The organism is Rhizobium sp. TH135, from assembly GCF_002855515.1.
GTDB lineage: Bacteria > Pseudomonadota > Alphaproteobacteria > Rhizobiales > Rhizobiaceae > Allorhizobium.
Window position 1 is genome coordinate 27,228 of sequence record NZ_PKRP01000008.1, and the last position, 15,376, is coordinate 42,603.

General features: G+C 61.7%; 12 protein-coding genes. 4 read left to right on the plus strand and 8 right to left on the minus strand.

Annotated features, from left to right (window positions below; all coding sequences use genetic code 11):
- The first annotated feature begins 157 nt into the window (after nt 1-157).
- A complete protein-coding gene (metH, locus tag C0V73_RS21265; RefSeq protein WP_102022025.1) occupies nt 158-3,913 on the plus strand; it encodes a methionine synthase in 3,756 nt (1,251 codons plus the stop codon).
- Nucleotides 3,914-4,141: 228 nt separating this feature from the next.
- Here the strand turns inward: metH and C0V73_RS21270 are convergent, their stop codons facing one another.
- The 8 genes from C0V73_RS21270 to C0V73_RS21305 all read right to left on the minus strand — a co-directional run bounded on the left by C0V73_RS21270 (nt 4,142) and on the right by C0V73_RS21305 (nt 12,413).
- Entirely contained in the window at nt 4,142-5,011 is an 870-nt protein-coding gene (locus C0V73_RS21270; protein WP_102022026.1) for a protein phosphatase 2C domain-containing protein, read from the minus strand.
- A gap of 73 nt (nt 5,012-5,084) precedes the next feature.
- Nucleotides 5,085-6,197, minus strand: a complete 1,113-nt coding sequence (locus tag C0V73_RS21275) for a spermidine/putrescine ABC transporter substrate-binding protein (RefSeq protein WP_172450265.1) — start codon at nt 6,195-6,197, stop codon at nt 5,085-5,087.
- A gap of 146 nt (nt 6,198-6,343) precedes the next feature.
- Nucleotides 6,344-7,387 carry a zinc-dependent alcohol dehydrogenase family protein gene (locus C0V73_RS21280; RefSeq protein ID WP_102022028.1) on the minus strand — a complete coding sequence of 348 codons (1,044 nt, stop codon included), beginning with the start codon at nt 7,385-7,387 and terminating at the stop codon, nt 6,344-6,346.
- 75 nt (nt 7,388-7,462) lie between these two features.
- Nucleotides 7,463-8,515: an ABC transporter ATP-binding protein gene (locus C0V73_RS21285; RefSeq protein WP_102022029.1), complete on the minus strand. Its 1,053-nt coding sequence runs from the start codon at nt 8,513-8,515 to the stop codon at nt 7,463-7,465.
- Nucleotides 8,516-8,527: 12 nt separating this feature from the next.
- Nucleotides 8,528-9,310 (minus strand): ABC transporter permease, encoded by a 783-nt coding sequence (locus C0V73_RS21290; protein WP_102022030.1) that lies wholly within the window; start codon nt 9,308-9,310, stop codon nt 8,528-8,530.
- Nucleotides 9,307-10,197 carry an ABC transporter permease subunit gene (locus tag C0V73_RS21295; protein WP_102022031.1) on the minus strand — a complete coding sequence of 297 codons (891 nt, stop codon included), beginning with the start codon at nt 10,195-10,197 and terminating at the stop codon, nt 9,307-9,309. Before C0V73_RS21295 ends, C0V73_RS21290 begins: the two co-directional genes overlap by 4 nt.
- Nucleotides 10,198-10,296: 99 nt before the next feature.
- Nucleotides 10,297-11,373: an ABC transporter substrate-binding protein gene (locus C0V73_RS21300; RefSeq protein ID WP_102022140.1), complete on the minus strand. Its 1,077-nt coding sequence runs from the start codon at nt 11,371-11,373 to the stop codon at nt 10,297-10,299.
- Between the two features lie 167 nt (nt 11,374-11,540).
- Nucleotides 11,541-12,413, minus strand: a complete 873-nt coding sequence (locus C0V73_RS21305) for a MurR/RpiR family transcriptional regulator (RefSeq protein ID WP_102022032.1) — start codon at nt 12,411-12,413, stop codon at nt 11,541-11,543.
- A 180-nt stretch (nt 12,414-12,593) separates the two neighbouring features.
- Here C0V73_RS21305 and C0V73_RS21310 point away from each other — a divergent pair, with 180 nt between their 5' ends.
- From C0V73_RS21310 to C0V73_RS21320, 3 genes are all read left to right on the plus strand, one after another.
- A complete protein-coding gene (locus C0V73_RS21310; RefSeq protein ID WP_102022033.1) occupies nt 12,594-13,364 on the plus strand; it encodes an N-formylglutamate amidohydrolase in 771 nt (256 codons plus the stop codon).
- A gap of 106 nt (nt 13,365-13,470) precedes the next feature.
- On the plus strand, nt 13,471-13,980 hold the full coding sequence (locus tag C0V73_RS21315; RefSeq protein ID WP_102022034.1) for a TRAP transporter small permease subunit: 510 nt from the start codon (nt 13,471-13,473) through the stop codon (nt 13,978-13,980).
- Nucleotides 13,977-15,326: a TRAP transporter large permease subunit gene (locus C0V73_RS21320; RefSeq protein ID WP_102022035.1), complete on the plus strand. Its 1,350-nt coding sequence runs from the start codon at nt 13,977-13,979 to the stop codon at nt 15,324-15,326. The genes C0V73_RS21315 and C0V73_RS21320 overlap by 4 nt, the downstream gene beginning before the upstream one ends.
- The last annotated feature ends 50 nt before the right edge of the window (nt 15,327-15,376 follow it).

The window sequence follows — 15,376 nt, forward strand, 5'->3', positions numbered from 1 at the left end:
TCTTCCTCCCGGGCTACATCGTTGCAGGTTCTATAGCCGATCAGCGGTGCGCCTGCCACCGGTTGACCGAGGTCACGCACAGTCGGATCGCATGTTGACATAAAGATGTCTTTATGTGATTTGGCTCGTGTCGCATACGCAATAGGAGAGTTCGCAGATGCTCGATCAACTGTTCGGCCGCGAGGGCGCAAACCGTGACGGCGCGGATATCCTGAAGGCGCTGCAACAGGCTGCCCGCGAACGTATCCTGATCCTTGACGGGGCCATGGGCACCGAGATCCAGGGCCTCGGATTAACGGAGGACGACTTCCGGGGTGAACGTTTCCTTGGCTGCGCCTGCCACCAGCAGGGCAACAACGACCTGCTGATCCTGACGCAGCCGAACGCGATCGAAGACATCCATTTCCGTTATGCGATGGCCGGTGCCGATATTCTCGAGACCAACACCTTCTCCTCGACCCGCATTGCGCAGGCGGATTACGAGATGGAAGGGGCGGTCTACGATCTCAACCGCCATGGCGCCGAGCTCGTGCGCCGGGCGGCCTTCCGGGCCGAGCGCGAGGACGGCAAGCGGCGTTTCGTCGCCGGTGCCATCGGGCCGACCAATCGTACGGCGTCGATCTCGCCTGACGTCAACAATCCCGGATACCGCGCCGTTTCCTTCGATGGCCTGCGCGCCGCCTATGGCGAGCAGATCGACGGGTTGATCGACGGCGGTGCCGATCTCATCCTGATCGAGACGATCTTCGACACGCTGAATGCCAAGGCGGCGATCTTTGCCTGCGAGGAGCGTTTCCTCGCCAAGGGCATCCGCCTGCCGGTGATGATTTCGGGCACGATCACCGATCTCTCCGGCCGTACGCTGTCTGGCCAGACGCCGACGGCCTTCTGGAACTCGGTGCGCCATGCCCGGCCTTTCGCGGTTGGTCTCAACTGCGCACTCGGGGCGGATGCCATGCGGCCGCATCTGCAGGAACTGTCCGGCGTGGCCGATACGCTGATTTCTGCCTATCCGAATGCCGGCCTGCCGAATGAATTCGGGCAGTATGATCAGAGCCCGGAGGAGATGGCGGATCTCGTGGCTGGCTTTGCCGAAGAGGGCATCGTCAATGTCGTCGGCGGCTGCTGCGGCTCGACGCCCGCGCATATCGCGGCCATTGCCGAGGCCGTGAAGGGCAGGGTGCCGCGTGCGCCCGCCGAGCATCGGCCCTTCATGTCGCTCTCGGGGCTCGAGCCCTTCGAGCTCACCAAGGATATTCCCTTCGTCAATGTCGGCGAACGGACGAATGTCACGGGCTCGGCCAAGTTCCGCAAGCTGATCACCGCTGGCGACTATTCTGCGGCTTTGGTGGTTGCGCGTGATCAGGTCGAAAACGGCGCCCAGATCATCGACATCAACATGGACGAGGGCCTGATCGATTCGCAGCAGGCGATGGTGGAGTTCCTCAACCTGATCGCCGCCGAGCCTGATATCGCCCGCGTGCCTGTAATGATCGATAGCTCCAAGTTCCCGATCATCGAAGCCGGTCTCAAATGCGTGCAGGGCAAGGCGGTGGTGAATTCCATCTCGCTCAAGGAGGGCGAGGAGAATTTCATCGCCCAGGGCAAGCTGATACGCAATTATGGTGCTGCCGTCGTCGTGATGGCCTTTGACGAGAAGGGCCAGGCCGACACTTATGATCGCAAGGTCGAGATCTGCCGGCGCGCCTACAAGATCCTGACCGAAGAGGCGGGCTTTGCGCCTGAAGACATCATCTTCGATCCGAATGTCTTTGCGGTCGCGACCGGCATCGAGGAGCACGACAATTACGGCGTCGACTTCATCGAGGCGACGCGGACGATCCGGCAGGAAATGCCGCTGGTGCATATCTCGGGCGGGGTGTCGAACCTCTCGTTCTCCTTCCGCGGCAATGAGCCGGTGCGGGAAGCCATGCATGCGGTCTTCCTCTACCATGCCATCCAGGCGGGCATGGACATGGGCATCGTCAATGCGGGCCAGCTCGCGGTCTATGAGAGCATCGACAAGGATTTGCGGGAGGCCTGCGAAGACGTGGTGCTCAACCGTCGCAAGGACGGGACCGAGCGGCTGTTGGAGATTGCCGAGCGTTATCGCGGCACGGGCGAGGCCAAGGCCCGCACGCAGGACATGAGCTGGCGCGAATGGCTGGTCGAGAAGCGGTTGGAGCATGCGCTGGTCAACGGCATCACCGAATTCATCGAGATCGACACGGAAGAGGCGCGTCAAAAGGCCGAGCGTCCGCTGCATGTCATTGAGGGGCCGCTGATGGCCGGCATGAATGTCGTCGGCGACCTCTTCGGTGCCGGCAAGATGTTCCTGCCGCAGGTGGTGAAATCGGCGCGTGTGATGAAGCAGGCCGTGGCCGTTCTGCTGCCCTACATGGAAGAGGAAAAGCGGCTGAATGGCGGCACCGGCGAGCGCCAGGCGGCGGGCAAGGTGCTGATGGCGACGGTGAAGGGCGACGTACACGACATCGGCAAGAACATCGTCGGCGTCGTTCTTGCCTGCAACAATTACGAGATCATCGATCTTGGCGTCATGGTGCCGGCGACCAAGATCCTCGAAGTGGCGAAAGCGGAGAATGTCGACGTCATCGGCCTGTCCGGCCTGATCACGCCGTCGCTCGACGAGATGGTCCATGTGGCATCCGAAATGCAGCGCCAGGGGTTCACTGTCCCGCTGCTGATTGGCGGTGCGACGACGAGCCGGGTGCATACGGCGGTGAAGATCCATCCGCAATACAAGGCTGGCCAGGCGATCTATGTCACCGATGCCAGCCGTGCCGTTGGCGTCGTTTCAGCCTTGCTGGCCGAGGACGGCAACGAGACCTACGTAGACGGTATCAAGGGCGAATATGCCAAGGTGGCCGTGGCCCATGCGCGGGCGGAAGCCGAGAAGCAGCGCCAGCCGCTGGCCTCTGCCCGGGAGAATGCGGTCAAGGTCGACTGGAGCGCTTACAAGCCCACGAAGCCCAGCTTTACCGGCACCAAGGTGTTCGAGACCTATGACCTTGCCGAACTGGCCCGCTATATCGACTGGACGCCCTTCTTCCAGACCTGGGAGCTGAAGGGGCGCTATCCGGCGATCCTTGAGGACGAGAAGCAGGGCGAGGCGGCGCGGCAGTTGTTTGCCGATGCGCAGGCGATGCTCAAGAAGATCATTGCGGAAAACTGGTTCCGGCCGCGTGCGGTGATCGGTTTCTGGCCTGCCAATACGGTCGGCGACGATATCCGGCTGTTCAAGGACGATAGCCGCACCGAGGAACTCGCAACCTTCTTCACGCTGCGTCAGCAGATCGCCAAGCGCGAGGGGCGGGCGAATGTGGCGCTCAGCGATTTCGTCGCACCTCTCGAGAGCGGCGTTCCTGACTATGTCGGCGGCTTCGTGGTTACGGCCGGTATCGAGGAAGTGGCGATCGCAGAACGCTTCGAGCGGGCGAACGACGATTACTCGTCGATCCTGGTCAAGGCGCTGGCCGATCGCTTTGCGGAGGCCTTTGCCGAGCGCATGCATGAACAGGTGCGCCGCGAATTTTGGGGCTATGCGCCGGGCGAGGCCTTTACGCCGGAGGAACTGATCTCGGAGACCTATGGCGGCATCCGACCGGCCCCCGGTTATCCGGCGCAGCCCGACCATACAGAAAAGGTGACGCTGTTCTCGCTCTTGGACGCGACCAAAGCGACCGGTGTGACGCTGACGGAGAGCTATGCCATGTGGCCGGGCTCGTCGGTGTCTGGTCTCTATATCGGCCATCCCGAGAGCTATTATTTCGGCGTTGCCAAGGTCGAGCGAGACCAGGTCGAGGACTATGCAGCGCGCAAGGGGATGGATGTGCGGGAGGTCGAGCGCTGGCTGGGGCCGGTGTTGAATTATGTGCCGAAGGCGGATGTCTGAGGATTGATTGGCGCTACGGCCCCTCATCCCCCTGCCGGGACCTTCTCCCCGTGAACGGGGAGAAGAGCGAATACGGCCGGCGGCGTCTCCTTCTCCCCGCCTGCGGGGAGAAGGTGCCCCGAAGGGGCGGATGAGGGGTTAGCCTCGGCGCTAACCCTCTGCATTAAAATGCTCACAAACAGATTCCGATTTCGGCGATAAGTTATTGAGGCAGATTCCTAATTGCCTTCATGTCTCCAGCCTCAGCAGGATGGCAGTCGTGTCGTCGCTCTGCTTGTAGCGCGGGTATTTCAGCCCATCCGGATCGATTTCGCGCTCCAGGTGGCGCAGCTCCGAGACCAGCGACTTCAGCCCTGCTGTTGCGGCGCGCTGGATCAGCGTGGCGGGGTCGTAAAGCTTGTAGAGGGCCACAAGATCGGCGAGGCCGTCGGAGCAGAGGAGGGCGGTGGCTCCACCGCCATGGACGGGCACGTCGACCATTGCCAGGTGCTCGGCAGCCTCCGGCACGACACCGAACGTCCAGGTGCTGCCACCGTGGGTATTCTGCAGCGCCCGACCACGGCGCAGATCTTCCAGCGTCTGCGGGTCGTCATTGGCGACGCCTGCGGCTCCGATGCCGCCGACACGAGCGATGTGCTGGGCAGCTCGGTGCTGCTCCCATTCATAGGCGCCGGGGATCGGGATGACGAAATCGGACTGGCCGTCGTCATGCAGGATGTACATGCAGCTGTCGCCAAGGCCGAACCAGCGGAAGCCGCTGTCGGTTGCCTGCAGGGCGGTCAGGCTGCAGAGCGGCCAGGCGTAGCGCGGCTGGTCGCCCGCCGTTGCGAGGAAGGCGTCGCGGGCTTCCTCAGAGACCTGTCGTAGAACTGTCTTCGGATCGGCTCTTCGGTCGAGCCTCTGCTCAAAACGGATGCCTGCAAATTCCGCGATCCAGGCAGCGTCCGAGCCGTAGCCCTCCATGAACTGGCGATCGCCAAGGCCTGTCGCGCCGTCGATGACAAAGGCTGCATCCCTGTTGTAGCCGAGCCTGTCCTCGTTCGCGCGGCCCTGCTTACCGGGATCGGAAATGGTGTCGATAATCGAAATCTGCGGCATTAGAACCTCGTGCTGAAACGTCGTGCCGGACACCTCCGGCACGTTCCGTGACTAGCATGGCGGGAGGTTCGCGTCAGCCGCGGGCGGCGCGAAAGCGGTTCATGATCTCGGCGCGGTTTGGATCGGTCATGACGACCGCCAGGCCAAATTCCAGCGGGGTCAGTTTGGCCTCGTCTGGATAGGCAATCTCGTCGGAGAGGATTTCGGGCGGGAGCAGGGCGCGGATGCGGCTGTCGGTAGCCGTGCCGCCATGGACGATGTGCTCGCGGGCGGCAATGTCAGGGTCAATCAGGTGGTTGATCAGGGCATGGGCCGCGGGCTTGTTATGCGCCTTGGCCGGGATGGCATAATAGTCCGTCCAGATCTCGCCGCCATCGCTTGCGATCTCGAAGGCAATCTCCGGCACGTCGCGATGCATCTGGACTGCGTCGTTGCTCCAGCACATCGTCATCCAGGCTTCACCGGTGCGCATGGCGGGCTGATAATCGCTCTCAACCGCCAGAAGATGCGGCCTCACCTGCATCAGCAGGTCCTCGGCGCGGCCAAGTTCCGCCGGATCCAGCGAGTTGAAGCCGTGGCCCAGCGCCACCAGCGCACCGCCGATCGCGGTCAACTGGTAGTCATGGACGATGGTCTTGCCGGAGGCTTCTGTCACCGCGCGGTCAAAGAAATCACGCCAACTGCCGACCGGGTCGAGCTGGGCGGTGTTATAGGCAATGCCTGTGGTGCCAGCATTCTTCGGCACGGCATAGAAGGCTCCGGCCAAAACGCCGGGCTTGAGAAAGCGGTCGGAATGCGCGCCGATATCCAGATTGGGCAGCAGACGCAGGTCCAGCGGGGTCAGCATGTCGCGATGGAAATACGGCGAGATCGCGTATTGCGTCGGCACGATGATGTCCCAGGTACGGCCACTTTCAAGCGCCTTCATCATGCCCTCGTTGGAGCCGATGATCGAGATGTCAACTTCAACGCCGTATCGGGCGGTGAAGTCCTCGAAGGTCTGGGGATCGTGATAATTCGGCCAGGTAGCGAGGCTCACCTTCTTGCCGAGCGGCGAGCCTTTGGACGTCGCGATACTCGTGCGTCCAGCGCCGCCGAACAGAAGGGCCGCTGCGCCAAGCCCGGTCACGGCGAGGAAGTGCCGACGCGTGACGGAGCCGCGCTTCAGGCGCATGAACTCTGCCATGAAGCCTTCGGCATTTATCTCCGGTGATGTCTTCTGCTCGTCCACGACTGCTCTCGATCCGTTACCGGTTTCGCGCAGACGAAGTTCACCACAAACGAGTTAACGCTATCACACCATAAGATGGATCTTGCTTGCGGTAAGCGCCTTCAAACCATCCGATCGATGATGCTGATGCCGTTTTCGCGGAAGCTGTCCATGGTGGCGAGAGCCGGTGCCGCCTCAGACAGTGTGATGCGGCGGCCGATCAGGCGGTCCGGCGAAAGCTTGCCGGAGAGGATCATGCGCAGCATGGCATCGTAGCGCCAGGACTGCATGCCGTGGCTGCCGTAGATTTCAAGTTCGTGGGCGATGACGCGCGCCATCGGGATCGCCGGCGTTGCATGATCGGCGAGCATCAGGCCGACCTGCACATGGCGGCCGCGGCGGCGCAAGTTGAGGATCGAATTGCAGCAGGTCTGCGGATGGCCGAGCGCATCGACGGAGACATGGGCACCGCCGCCCGTTACCTCGCGCACGGCTTCCGAGACATCGGCGACCGAGCGGCTGTCGATGGTGACAGATGCGCCCAGCGCCTTGGCGAGCGCCAACTTGTCGTCGGCGATATCGATTGCCACGACATTGGCGCCGAGGGCCGCGCCGATCATGATGGCCGAGAGGCCAACACCGCCGCAGCCGTGCACGGCCAGCCATTCGCCGCCCCGGAGCCGACCCTGGTCGACGACGGCGCGGAAGGAGGTGGCAAACCTGCAGCCAAGGCTGGCGGCCGTTTCATAGCTGATCTCTTCCGGGAGATGCACGAGGTTCTGGTCGGCATAGTCGATCGCCACATATTCCGCGAACGAGCCCCAATGGGTGAAGCCGGGCTGGAACTGTTCCTCGCAGACCTGCTGGTTGCCGGAGCGGCATTCCATGCAGTGGCCGCAACCAGAGACGAAGGGGACGGTCACGCGGTCGCCAACCTTGAAGCGGCGGACATCGCGCCCGACGGCCGCGATCGTGCCGGCCAGTTCATGGCCGGGTACGTGGGGCAGTTGGATATCGGGGTCGTGACCCATCCAGCCGTGCCAGTCGCTGCGGCATAGGCCTGTTGCCTTGACGGAGATGACCACGCCTGCATTGGTCGGCGTCGGATCGGGTAGGGTCCGGATTTCCGGCGCTGCTCCGAAGGCTTCGTAATACATCGCGCGCATGGGCTTCCTCCAAATGCGAGAATGCCGCCTTGGCGGGCGGCATTCAGACCGTTCTTCCGTTCGTTTCGGTTTGCCTCAGTCGGCGAGCAGGATCAAGGCAGTCGGGTCGATCTTCACGCCGACCGTGTCCCCGACGACCGGAGGCTTGATGCCCGGGTCATTGAAGGTGTCGAACGAGAGCGTCTTGCCGCCGACATTGATGCGGGTCCGGATGACCGATCCGAGGAACTGGCTGGACGCCACTTCGCCGTGAACCGTCGCCACGTCGGCGCTGGCGAGCGTGCCGGCTTCCGGGCGCATGGCGAGCTGAATGGTCGAGCCGTTCGTCGCCGGGATGGCTTCCTTGATCGCCAGCGTCTTGTCTCCGATCTGAACGATGCCCGCGCTCTGGTCCGTTACAACAGCGTCCAGCACGTTGAGCGTGCCGACGAAGGAGGCGACGAAGCGGGTGGTCGGGCGGTTGTAGATCTCGAAGGGCGTGCCGATCTGGTCGGCCTTGCCGGCATTCATGACGACGATGCGGTCGGAGATCGAGAGCGCTTCTTCCTGGTCATGCGTGACGAATACGGTGGTGATGCCCAGCTGCTGCTGGATGTGGCGGATTTCCTCGCGCAGCGAAACGCGGATCTTGGCGTCGAGCGCCGAGAGCGGTTCGTCAAGCAAAAGCACCTGCGGCTTCGGTGCCAGCGCGCGGGCAAGCGCCACGCGCTGCTGCTGGCCGCCCGAGAGCTGGTAAGGGTAGCGCTCGGCGAGATGGTCGAGATGGATCAGCGCCAGCATTTCTTTCACGCGCTTGTCGATATCGGCCTTCGGCATGCCTGAGATCTTCAGGCCAAAGGCGACATTGTCGGCGACGTTCATGTTCGGAAAGAGCGCATAGGCCTGGAAGACCATGCCGATGTTGCGCTGGTTCGGCTTGAGGTAGGTCTGGTCCTTGCCGGCGATTTCGATCGTGCCGCCCGAGGGCGTCTCGAAGCCGGCAATCATGCGCAGGACGGTGGTCTTGCCGCAGCCCGATGGGCCGAGGAAGGAGATGAATTCACCCTTCTCGATCGCCATGTTGAAGTCGTGCACGACCTGAGTGGCGCCGAAGGATTTCTTGAGGTGGGAGAGTGTCAGGAAGGTCATGAAAAGAATTCCTCAGGCCTGGCGCGGGGCTGTTTTCTGGAGGCGGGACACGAGCTGGATCAGACCGAGGCAGCCCCAGGTGATGCCGAAGGCGATGACGGCGAGTGCAGCCGGCTCATAGGCGCGGTTGGCGCCGAGAAGCTGCATGAAGGGTCCGAAGGCCGGCTTGTTCAGGAGCGCTGCCATGGTGAATTCGCCAATGACGATGGCGAAGGTCAGGAAGGCGCCCGAGAGCACAGCTACGAGTACGTTCGGCAGGATGATCTTCGAGATGATCGTGAACCAGCCAGCGCCGAGGCTTTGGGCGGCCTCCGTCAGCGTGCCGATGTCGATGGTGCGCAGGCCCGTGTCGACGGCGCGGTACATGTAGGGGAGGGCGAGCGTCGCATAGCCGAACATCAGCAGCACGTCCGTGCCGAAGGCGGACCCCGTCAGCGGCAGCCAGCTCGATGTGTTGTAGAGGCGGATATAGCCGAAGACGATGACGATCGCCGGAATGACCAGCGGCAGCAACGTCACGAACTCGATATAGGGACGTAGGCGCGGCAGCTTGAGGCGTACCCAATAAGCGGTCGGGACCACCAGGAAGACGCCGAAGAGGATGGTGACCAGCGCCATCGTGACCGAATAAGTGAAGGTCTCCTGGAAGCGCGGATCGGTCAGAACCTTGACGTAAGCGTCGAAGGAGTATTCTCCGCGCCGCATCTTGAGCGAGAAGTTGGTCATGCCGATCAGCGGCAGGAAGAAATAGAGGAGGCCGAAGATCAGGGCCCCCCAGGCCCAAAAGCGCTTCATTTCAGCCACCTTTCGCTGCGAGCGCGCAGCCAGATATACAGAGCATTGGCGACACCGGTGACCGCGATCATGCCAAAGGCGAGCGCGTAGCCGAGATGGGGGTCGCCCAGCACGTCGCCGCGGATCTGGGCGAAGAGCAGGATTGGCACGATATTCAGCGAAGAGCCGGTCAATGCGATCGCGGTTGCGACAGCGCCGAATGCGTTTGCGAAAAGCAGTGCCATCGTGCCGAGGATCGAGGGCAGCAGGATCGGGAAGGCCACGAGGCGCCAGTACTGCGCATTGGTCGCGCCGAGGATCGAGGCGGCCTCGCGCCATTCGCGCTTCAGACCGTCAAGGGCCGGGGTGATGATCAGGATCATCAGCGGGATCTGGAAGAAAAGATAGGTGACTGTCAGGCCCCAGAAAGACAGGAGATTGAAGCCGAGCAGGCGAAGATCGATACCGAGCTGGGTCTTCAGGAAGACGGTGAGCAGGCCGACCGGGCCGAGGGTCGCCAGAAAGGCGAAGGCGAGCGGAACGCCGGCGAAGTTGGAGGCGACGCCCGAGAAGGTCAGGAGCGGGCCGCGGATCCATTGCGGCAGACCGCCAAGGACCACGGCTGCGGCAACGCCGAAGCCGATGAGGCAGCCCAGAATGGCCGAGGCGAGGCTGATCTTGATGGAGATCCAGTAGGCCGCCATGATCGAGGGCGTAAAGAGCCCACCGATATTGTCGAGCGTGAACGAGCCGTCTGGACGCTGGAATGCGCCGATGACGATCTTCATGGTCGGCATGATCAGAAAGAGTATCACGAAGGCTGCGAAAGGCAGGACGCCCAGCCAGTGAAGTGGAAGTTTCGTTCGTGGCCGTGCCTGGTGGCCCGGGCCCACTGCCTCTGTCGACATTCGATCTGCCCCTCTTGTCCGCCTCTGGGCGGATCTTCTTAAAATGCAAGCGCCGCCCCGACCTTAGACAAGACCGGGGCGGCACATCAAGGTCTCGACTTACTGGACGTTGGCGCCGACGACGCTGTCCCAGCCGCCGACAACGGCAGCCTTGTTGGCGTCGACTTCTTCGAGCGTCGGGAAGTAGGCCTTTTCGTAGGATTCAGCCGGCGGCAGAGCGTCGAGCAGGTCCTGCGGAACCTTGCCAGCCTTGACCATGGCGTTGAAGCGGGCCGGGTGGCAGTAACCCTTCAGCCAGCCGAGCTGACCTTCGTCGGAGTACAGGTGCTCCATCCACAGCTTGGCAGCGTTCGGGTGCGGTGCGTAAGCAGAGATGCCCTGAACGTAGACGCCAGCCAGAACGCCGGATGCCGGAACGACGACTTCGACCGGCGGGTTGCCAGCGAGGGTGTCACGAGCGGAAAGGGCGTTGTAGTCCCACATGACGACGATCGGGGTCGCGCCCTGGGCGAGCGTGCCGGACTTGCCGATGACGGGTACGAAGTTGCCGGCCTTGTTCAGTTCGCCGAAGTACTTCAGGCCAGCTTCGCCAGCGTCCTTGCCAGCAGCTGCGCCCGATGCCATGCCGGCGGCGAGAACGCCGAGGATGGCCTGGTTGGAAGCGCGCGGGTCACCAGCGAGAGCAACCTGGCCTGCATATTCCGGCTTCGTCAGATCGGCCCAGTCCTTCGGCGTGTTGGCAACGAGGTCCTTGTTCACCAGGAAGGACATGACGCCGTAGTAGTCGCCGTACCAGTAGCCTTCAGCGTCCTTGATGTTGTCCGGGATTTCGTCCCAGGTGGAGACCTTGTAAGGCTGCAGCAAGCCTTCGGCCTTCATCTGCGGACCGAAAGCGAGACCGACGTCGACGACGTCAGGAGCCTGCGGGCCCTTGTTGTCCTTGTTTGCCTTGATGGCTTCAACTTCGTCAGCCGAACCTGCGTCGGGGTTCAGTTCGTTGACGGTGATTTCCGGGTACTTCTTCTTGAAGGCGTCGATCACGGCGCCGTAGCCGCACCAGTCGTGGGGCAGGGCGATGGTGGTCAGCATGCCTTCCTTCTTGGCGGCTTCGATCAGCTCGGCGCTCGGTTCTGCGACGGCGACAGCCGAGCTTGCCATGACCAGCGCCGTGGTCATCGAAAGGATCTTGCGGAATTGGGTCACTGTAGTTCTCCTCTTGGTGTTGGAAGCGATGCGGTTCACTTATGTGGCCTTTGTTATGGTTATGTGACGGATACCGGCCTTGCGTGGTCTGTCGATATTTGCCCGTATCCTGAATGATCCTCCGTTTCGGTCTGTCCGCCTCATCGGGGCTTTCGAAACAGGCGGGCCTGCTCGAAAAGTCCTTCAAGCGTATTCATGCGTTCACGGGTCTCGTCCCAGGACGAGCTCTGAACGGCTTCGATCAGGGCTTCGACAACAAACAGCGTCACCACGGAGCTGTCCCATGCCGACGGGGCCTCGATATGTAATTTGAAACAGTGGCGGGCATGCTGTGCCACCGGCGACATCCACTGGTCCGTGAAGACGATGATCTGCACGCCGTTGGCGCGTGCGACCTCGGCCAGCGTGGTCAGATCCGCCTCGTATCTCCTGATGTCGAAGATCACGAGAACGTCGCCATCCTGCATGTTCAGGACGTGCTGCGGCCATGAGCTGGCGTTCGACGACATCAGCGTCGTGCGCGGTCGGATGACCTGCATATGGGTGAAGAAGTATTCGGCGAGCGCCCCGGTGATGCGTCCACCGACGAAATAGACGCTGCGATTGCGGTCGCCGATGAGGCGGGCTGCTTCATCGAAAGTGGCCGTGCGCAGTTCTCCGAGCGAGTTGCGCAGATTGGCCATGACGGCTTCGGCAAAGCGGTTGAGAATATGTCGGTTGGGGGCATTGGCCGCCCAGCGATCGTGCTTGGCGATCGGATTGGAGATCGTCGCTTCGAGTTCCTGATGCAGATGGGCCTGGAATTCGGGATAGCCCTTGTAGCCGAGCTTCTGAACCATGCGGGCGACGGTCGGCGTCGATACACCGGCGTTCTCGGCAACGGTCGTAATGCTACCCAGCCCGGAGACGGGGTAGTTCTGCAGCAGGCTTTCTGCCAGCTGTCGTTCGGCACGCGTCAGCCCATCGAAATGGGCATGGATCACGTCCGACACCGTCGTCGACGCATTCATCAAGGACCGATTGACTCCCCTCAAGCCGATCTATCGCCAGCTTTTTCAGGATTAAGCCTCGCTGTCACAATTGAGTCAACCGCCCCTTGAAGAGAATTTTTCAGTAGCGGATTGACAGACGCTTAACCGTGAAGAATTCTCTTCGAAAATAAATTGGGCCAACGAGCCCGGGGGACTGCCAGCATGCTCTTGAGGTCGGGGATCCTGACATCGTCAGAAGGTGAGGTCGTTGCATTGGAAAATGCGATGGGCGCCAGTGGTGTTGTCATCGTCTGCGAACACGCGTCTTCCGTGCTGCCAAAATCTGCGGGCGACCTTGGTCTGTCACCGGAGGCCTTGTCCAGCCATATCGCCTGGGATCCGGGCGCTCTTGCGATTGCGCGGAAGGTCTCGGAGGCTCTCGATGCGGTGCTGGTGCATCAGCGCTTCTCGCGGCTGATCTACGACTGCAACCGTCCGCCGGAATCGCCGGCGGCCATGCCGGAAAAGAGCGAGATTTTCGAGATCCCCGGCAATCGGGCGCTGAGTGTGGCGGAGCGTTATGCCCGCACGGCTGCCCTCTACATTCCCTTCCACGACCGCATCTCTGCCGAGATCTCGCGCCTTGAGGCAGAGGGACGGAAGCCTGTTGTCGTGACCATGCACACCTTTACGCCCGTCTATTTCGGCAAGCCTCGGGAGGTCGAGATCGGCATCCTGCATGATACGGACAGCCGGTTGGCGGATGCGATGCTGGAGGCTGCACAAGGCGGCCCTTACCGGGTCGAGCGCAACTCTCCCTATGGTCCGGAAGACGGCGTCACCCATACGCTTCGTCTGCACGCCATTCCGCAAGGATTTGCCAATGTCATGATCGAGGTTCGCAACGACCTCGTGCGTGACGCTGCGGGTGTGGAGGCAATCTCCTCCTATCTCGCGGACTTGATTTCAGGAGCACTCGAAAGGGTCGCATAAATACTTCCAGCCGCTGGGCAAACCAGACATCAAAGAGGGAACGGATGCCGGCATATCATTGGATGAGACAAGGACTGCGGAAGCGGTCCGGGGCGGCGGTGGACTGATGCCGCAAGCGTTGCAGACCTATGTGCGCGTCGTCGACGCCTTCAATCGCCGCGTCGGTCGGATCGTCATGCATGGCATCTTCGTCATGATGGGCATCCTGCTCTACTCGTCGATCTCCAAAACCATGTTCCTGCCGGCCAGCTGGACGCTTGAAATGGCGCAGTTCGTCATGGCGGGCTACTACCTGCTGGGCGGCGCCTATTCGTTGCAGCTCGACAGCCATGTGCGCATGGATCTGCTCTACGGCCGCTGGTCGCCGAAGACGAAGGCCATCGTGGATGTGATCACCATCATGATGCTCTTCGTCTACCTGTTCTTCCTGCTGTGGGGTGGCGTATCGAGCACGACCTATGCACTGCAGTATGGTGAAACCAGCTATTCCTCCTGGTCGCCCTACATGGCGCCCATCAAGATTGTCATGGTGATCGGTATCTTCCTCACCTTCCTGCAGGCCACCTCGATCTTCATCAAGGACCTTGCCACAGCGATGGGGAGGCCGTTCGCATGAGCGAGTACCTTGGCTATGAAATGATCGCCCTCCTGATGTTCTCATCGATGATGATGTCGATGCTGACAGGGCAGCGCGTGTTTGCGACGATCGGTTTCGTTGGTGTGGTCGCGGCTGCCGTGCTCTGGGGCAATGGTGGCTTCGAGATGGGCTTCTCGGCCGGCATGAAGCTGATGAAGTGGTACCCGCTGCTGACGCTGCCGCTCTTCATCTACATGGGCTACATGCTGTCGGAATCGGGCATTGCAGAAGACCTCTACAAGGCCTTCCATGTCTGGTTCGGCGGCATGCCGGGAGGTCTGGCGATCGGCACGATCGGACTGATGGTCGTGATCTCGGCGATGAACGGGCTCTCGGTTGCGGGCATGGCGATCGGTGCTTCAATCGCACTGCCTGAACTGCTGCGCCGCGGCTACGACAAGATCATGGTCTCCGGTGTCATTCAGGCGGGTAGTTCGCTCGGCATCCTGATCCCGCCGAGCGTGGTGCTTGTGCTTTACGGCATGATCGCGCGCCAGCCGGTTAGCCAGCTGTGGCTTGCGGGTGTCTTCCCGGGCCTGCTGCTCGCGACCCTGTTCTGCATCTACATCTATATCCGTTGCCGCCTCAATCCGGCGCTCGGCCCCGCCCTTCCCAAGGAAGAGCGCGACATGCCGATGCGCGAGAAGCTAAAACTGCTGCAGGCTGGTATCCTGCCGTTCCTCATCTTCTTCCTGATGATGGGGCTCTTCCTGATGGGCATTACCAGCCTGGTGGAAAGCTCCGCCGTCGGTGCGCTGGGTGCGCTCTTCGCCGCCTGGTACAAGGGGCGCCTGACCAAGGCGGTCTGGAACCGGGTTCTGGAGCAGACTCTCGGCATCTCCTGCATGTTTATGTGGATCATTCTGGCGGCCCTCTGCTTCGGCGCCGTCTTCGATGGCCTGGGGGCTGTGAAGGCGATCGAGAACCTGCTGGTCAATGATATCGGTCTGACACCCTGGCAGATCCTGATCATGATGCAGCTGTCGTTCCTGGTGATGGGGGCCTTCCTCGACGACACGGCCATGCTTGTCATCGTCGCGCCGCTCTACATCCCGCTGGTCGGCAAGCTCGATCTGGGCGTCGATAACGCACTGATCTGGTACGGCGTGCTCTACACTATCACCTGCCAGATCGCCTACATGACCCCGCCCTTCGGCTACAATCTCTTCCTCATGAAGGCGATGGCGCCGCCCGATTTCCGGCTGATCGACATCTATCGATCCGTCATCCCCTTCGTGCTGATCATGCTGCTCGGCATGGTGATCATCATGATCTTCCCGCAGATCGCGACCTGGCTACCAAGCCAGATCTATCTCAGAGGCTAGCGTTCGAATGACAAGAGGCCCGGCAAACGGGCCCGGCACCAGGACTACCC

Coding starts and splice junctions, on each gene's coding strand:
- metH (WP_102022025.1), top strand. CDS start 158: ATGCTCGATCAACTGTTCGGCCGCGAGGGCGCAAACCGTGACGGCGCG.
- C0V73_RS21270 (WP_102022026.1), bottom strand. CDS start 5,011: ATGCCGCAGATTTCGATTATCGACACCATTTCCGATCCCGGTAAGCAG.
- C0V73_RS21275 (WP_172450265.1), bottom strand. CDS start 6,197: ATGGCAGAGTTCATGCGCCTGAAGCGCGGCTCCGTCACGCGTCGGCAC.
- C0V73_RS21280 (WP_102022028.1), bottom strand. CDS start 7,387: ATGCGCGCGATGTATTACGAAGCCTTCGGAGCAGCGCCGGAAATCCGG.
- C0V73_RS21285 (WP_102022029.1), bottom strand. CDS start 8,515: ATGACCTTCCTGACACTCTCCCACCTCAAGAAATCCTTCGGCGCCACT.
- C0V73_RS21290 (WP_102022030.1), bottom strand. CDS start 9,310: ATGAAGCGCTTTTGGGCCTGGGGGGCCCTGATCTTCGGCCTCCTCTAT.
- C0V73_RS21295 (WP_102022031.1), bottom strand. CDS start 10,197: ATGTCGACAGAGGCAGTGGGCCCGGGCCACCAGGCACGGCCACGAACG.
- C0V73_RS21300 (WP_102022140.1), bottom strand. CDS start 11,373: ATGACCACGGCGCTGGTCATGGCAAGCTCGGCTGTCGCCGTCGCAGAA.
- C0V73_RS21310 (WP_102022033.1), top strand. CDS start 12,594: ATGCTCTTGAGGTCGGGGATCCTGACATCGTCAGAAGGTGAGGTCGTT.
- C0V73_RS21315 (WP_102022034.1), top strand. CDS start 13,471: ATGCCGCAAGCGTTGCAGACCTATGTGCGCGTCGTCGACGCCTTCAAT.
- C0V73_RS21320 (WP_102022035.1), top strand. CDS start 13,977: ATGAGCGAGTACCTTGGCTATGAAATGATCGCCCTCCTGATGTTCTCA.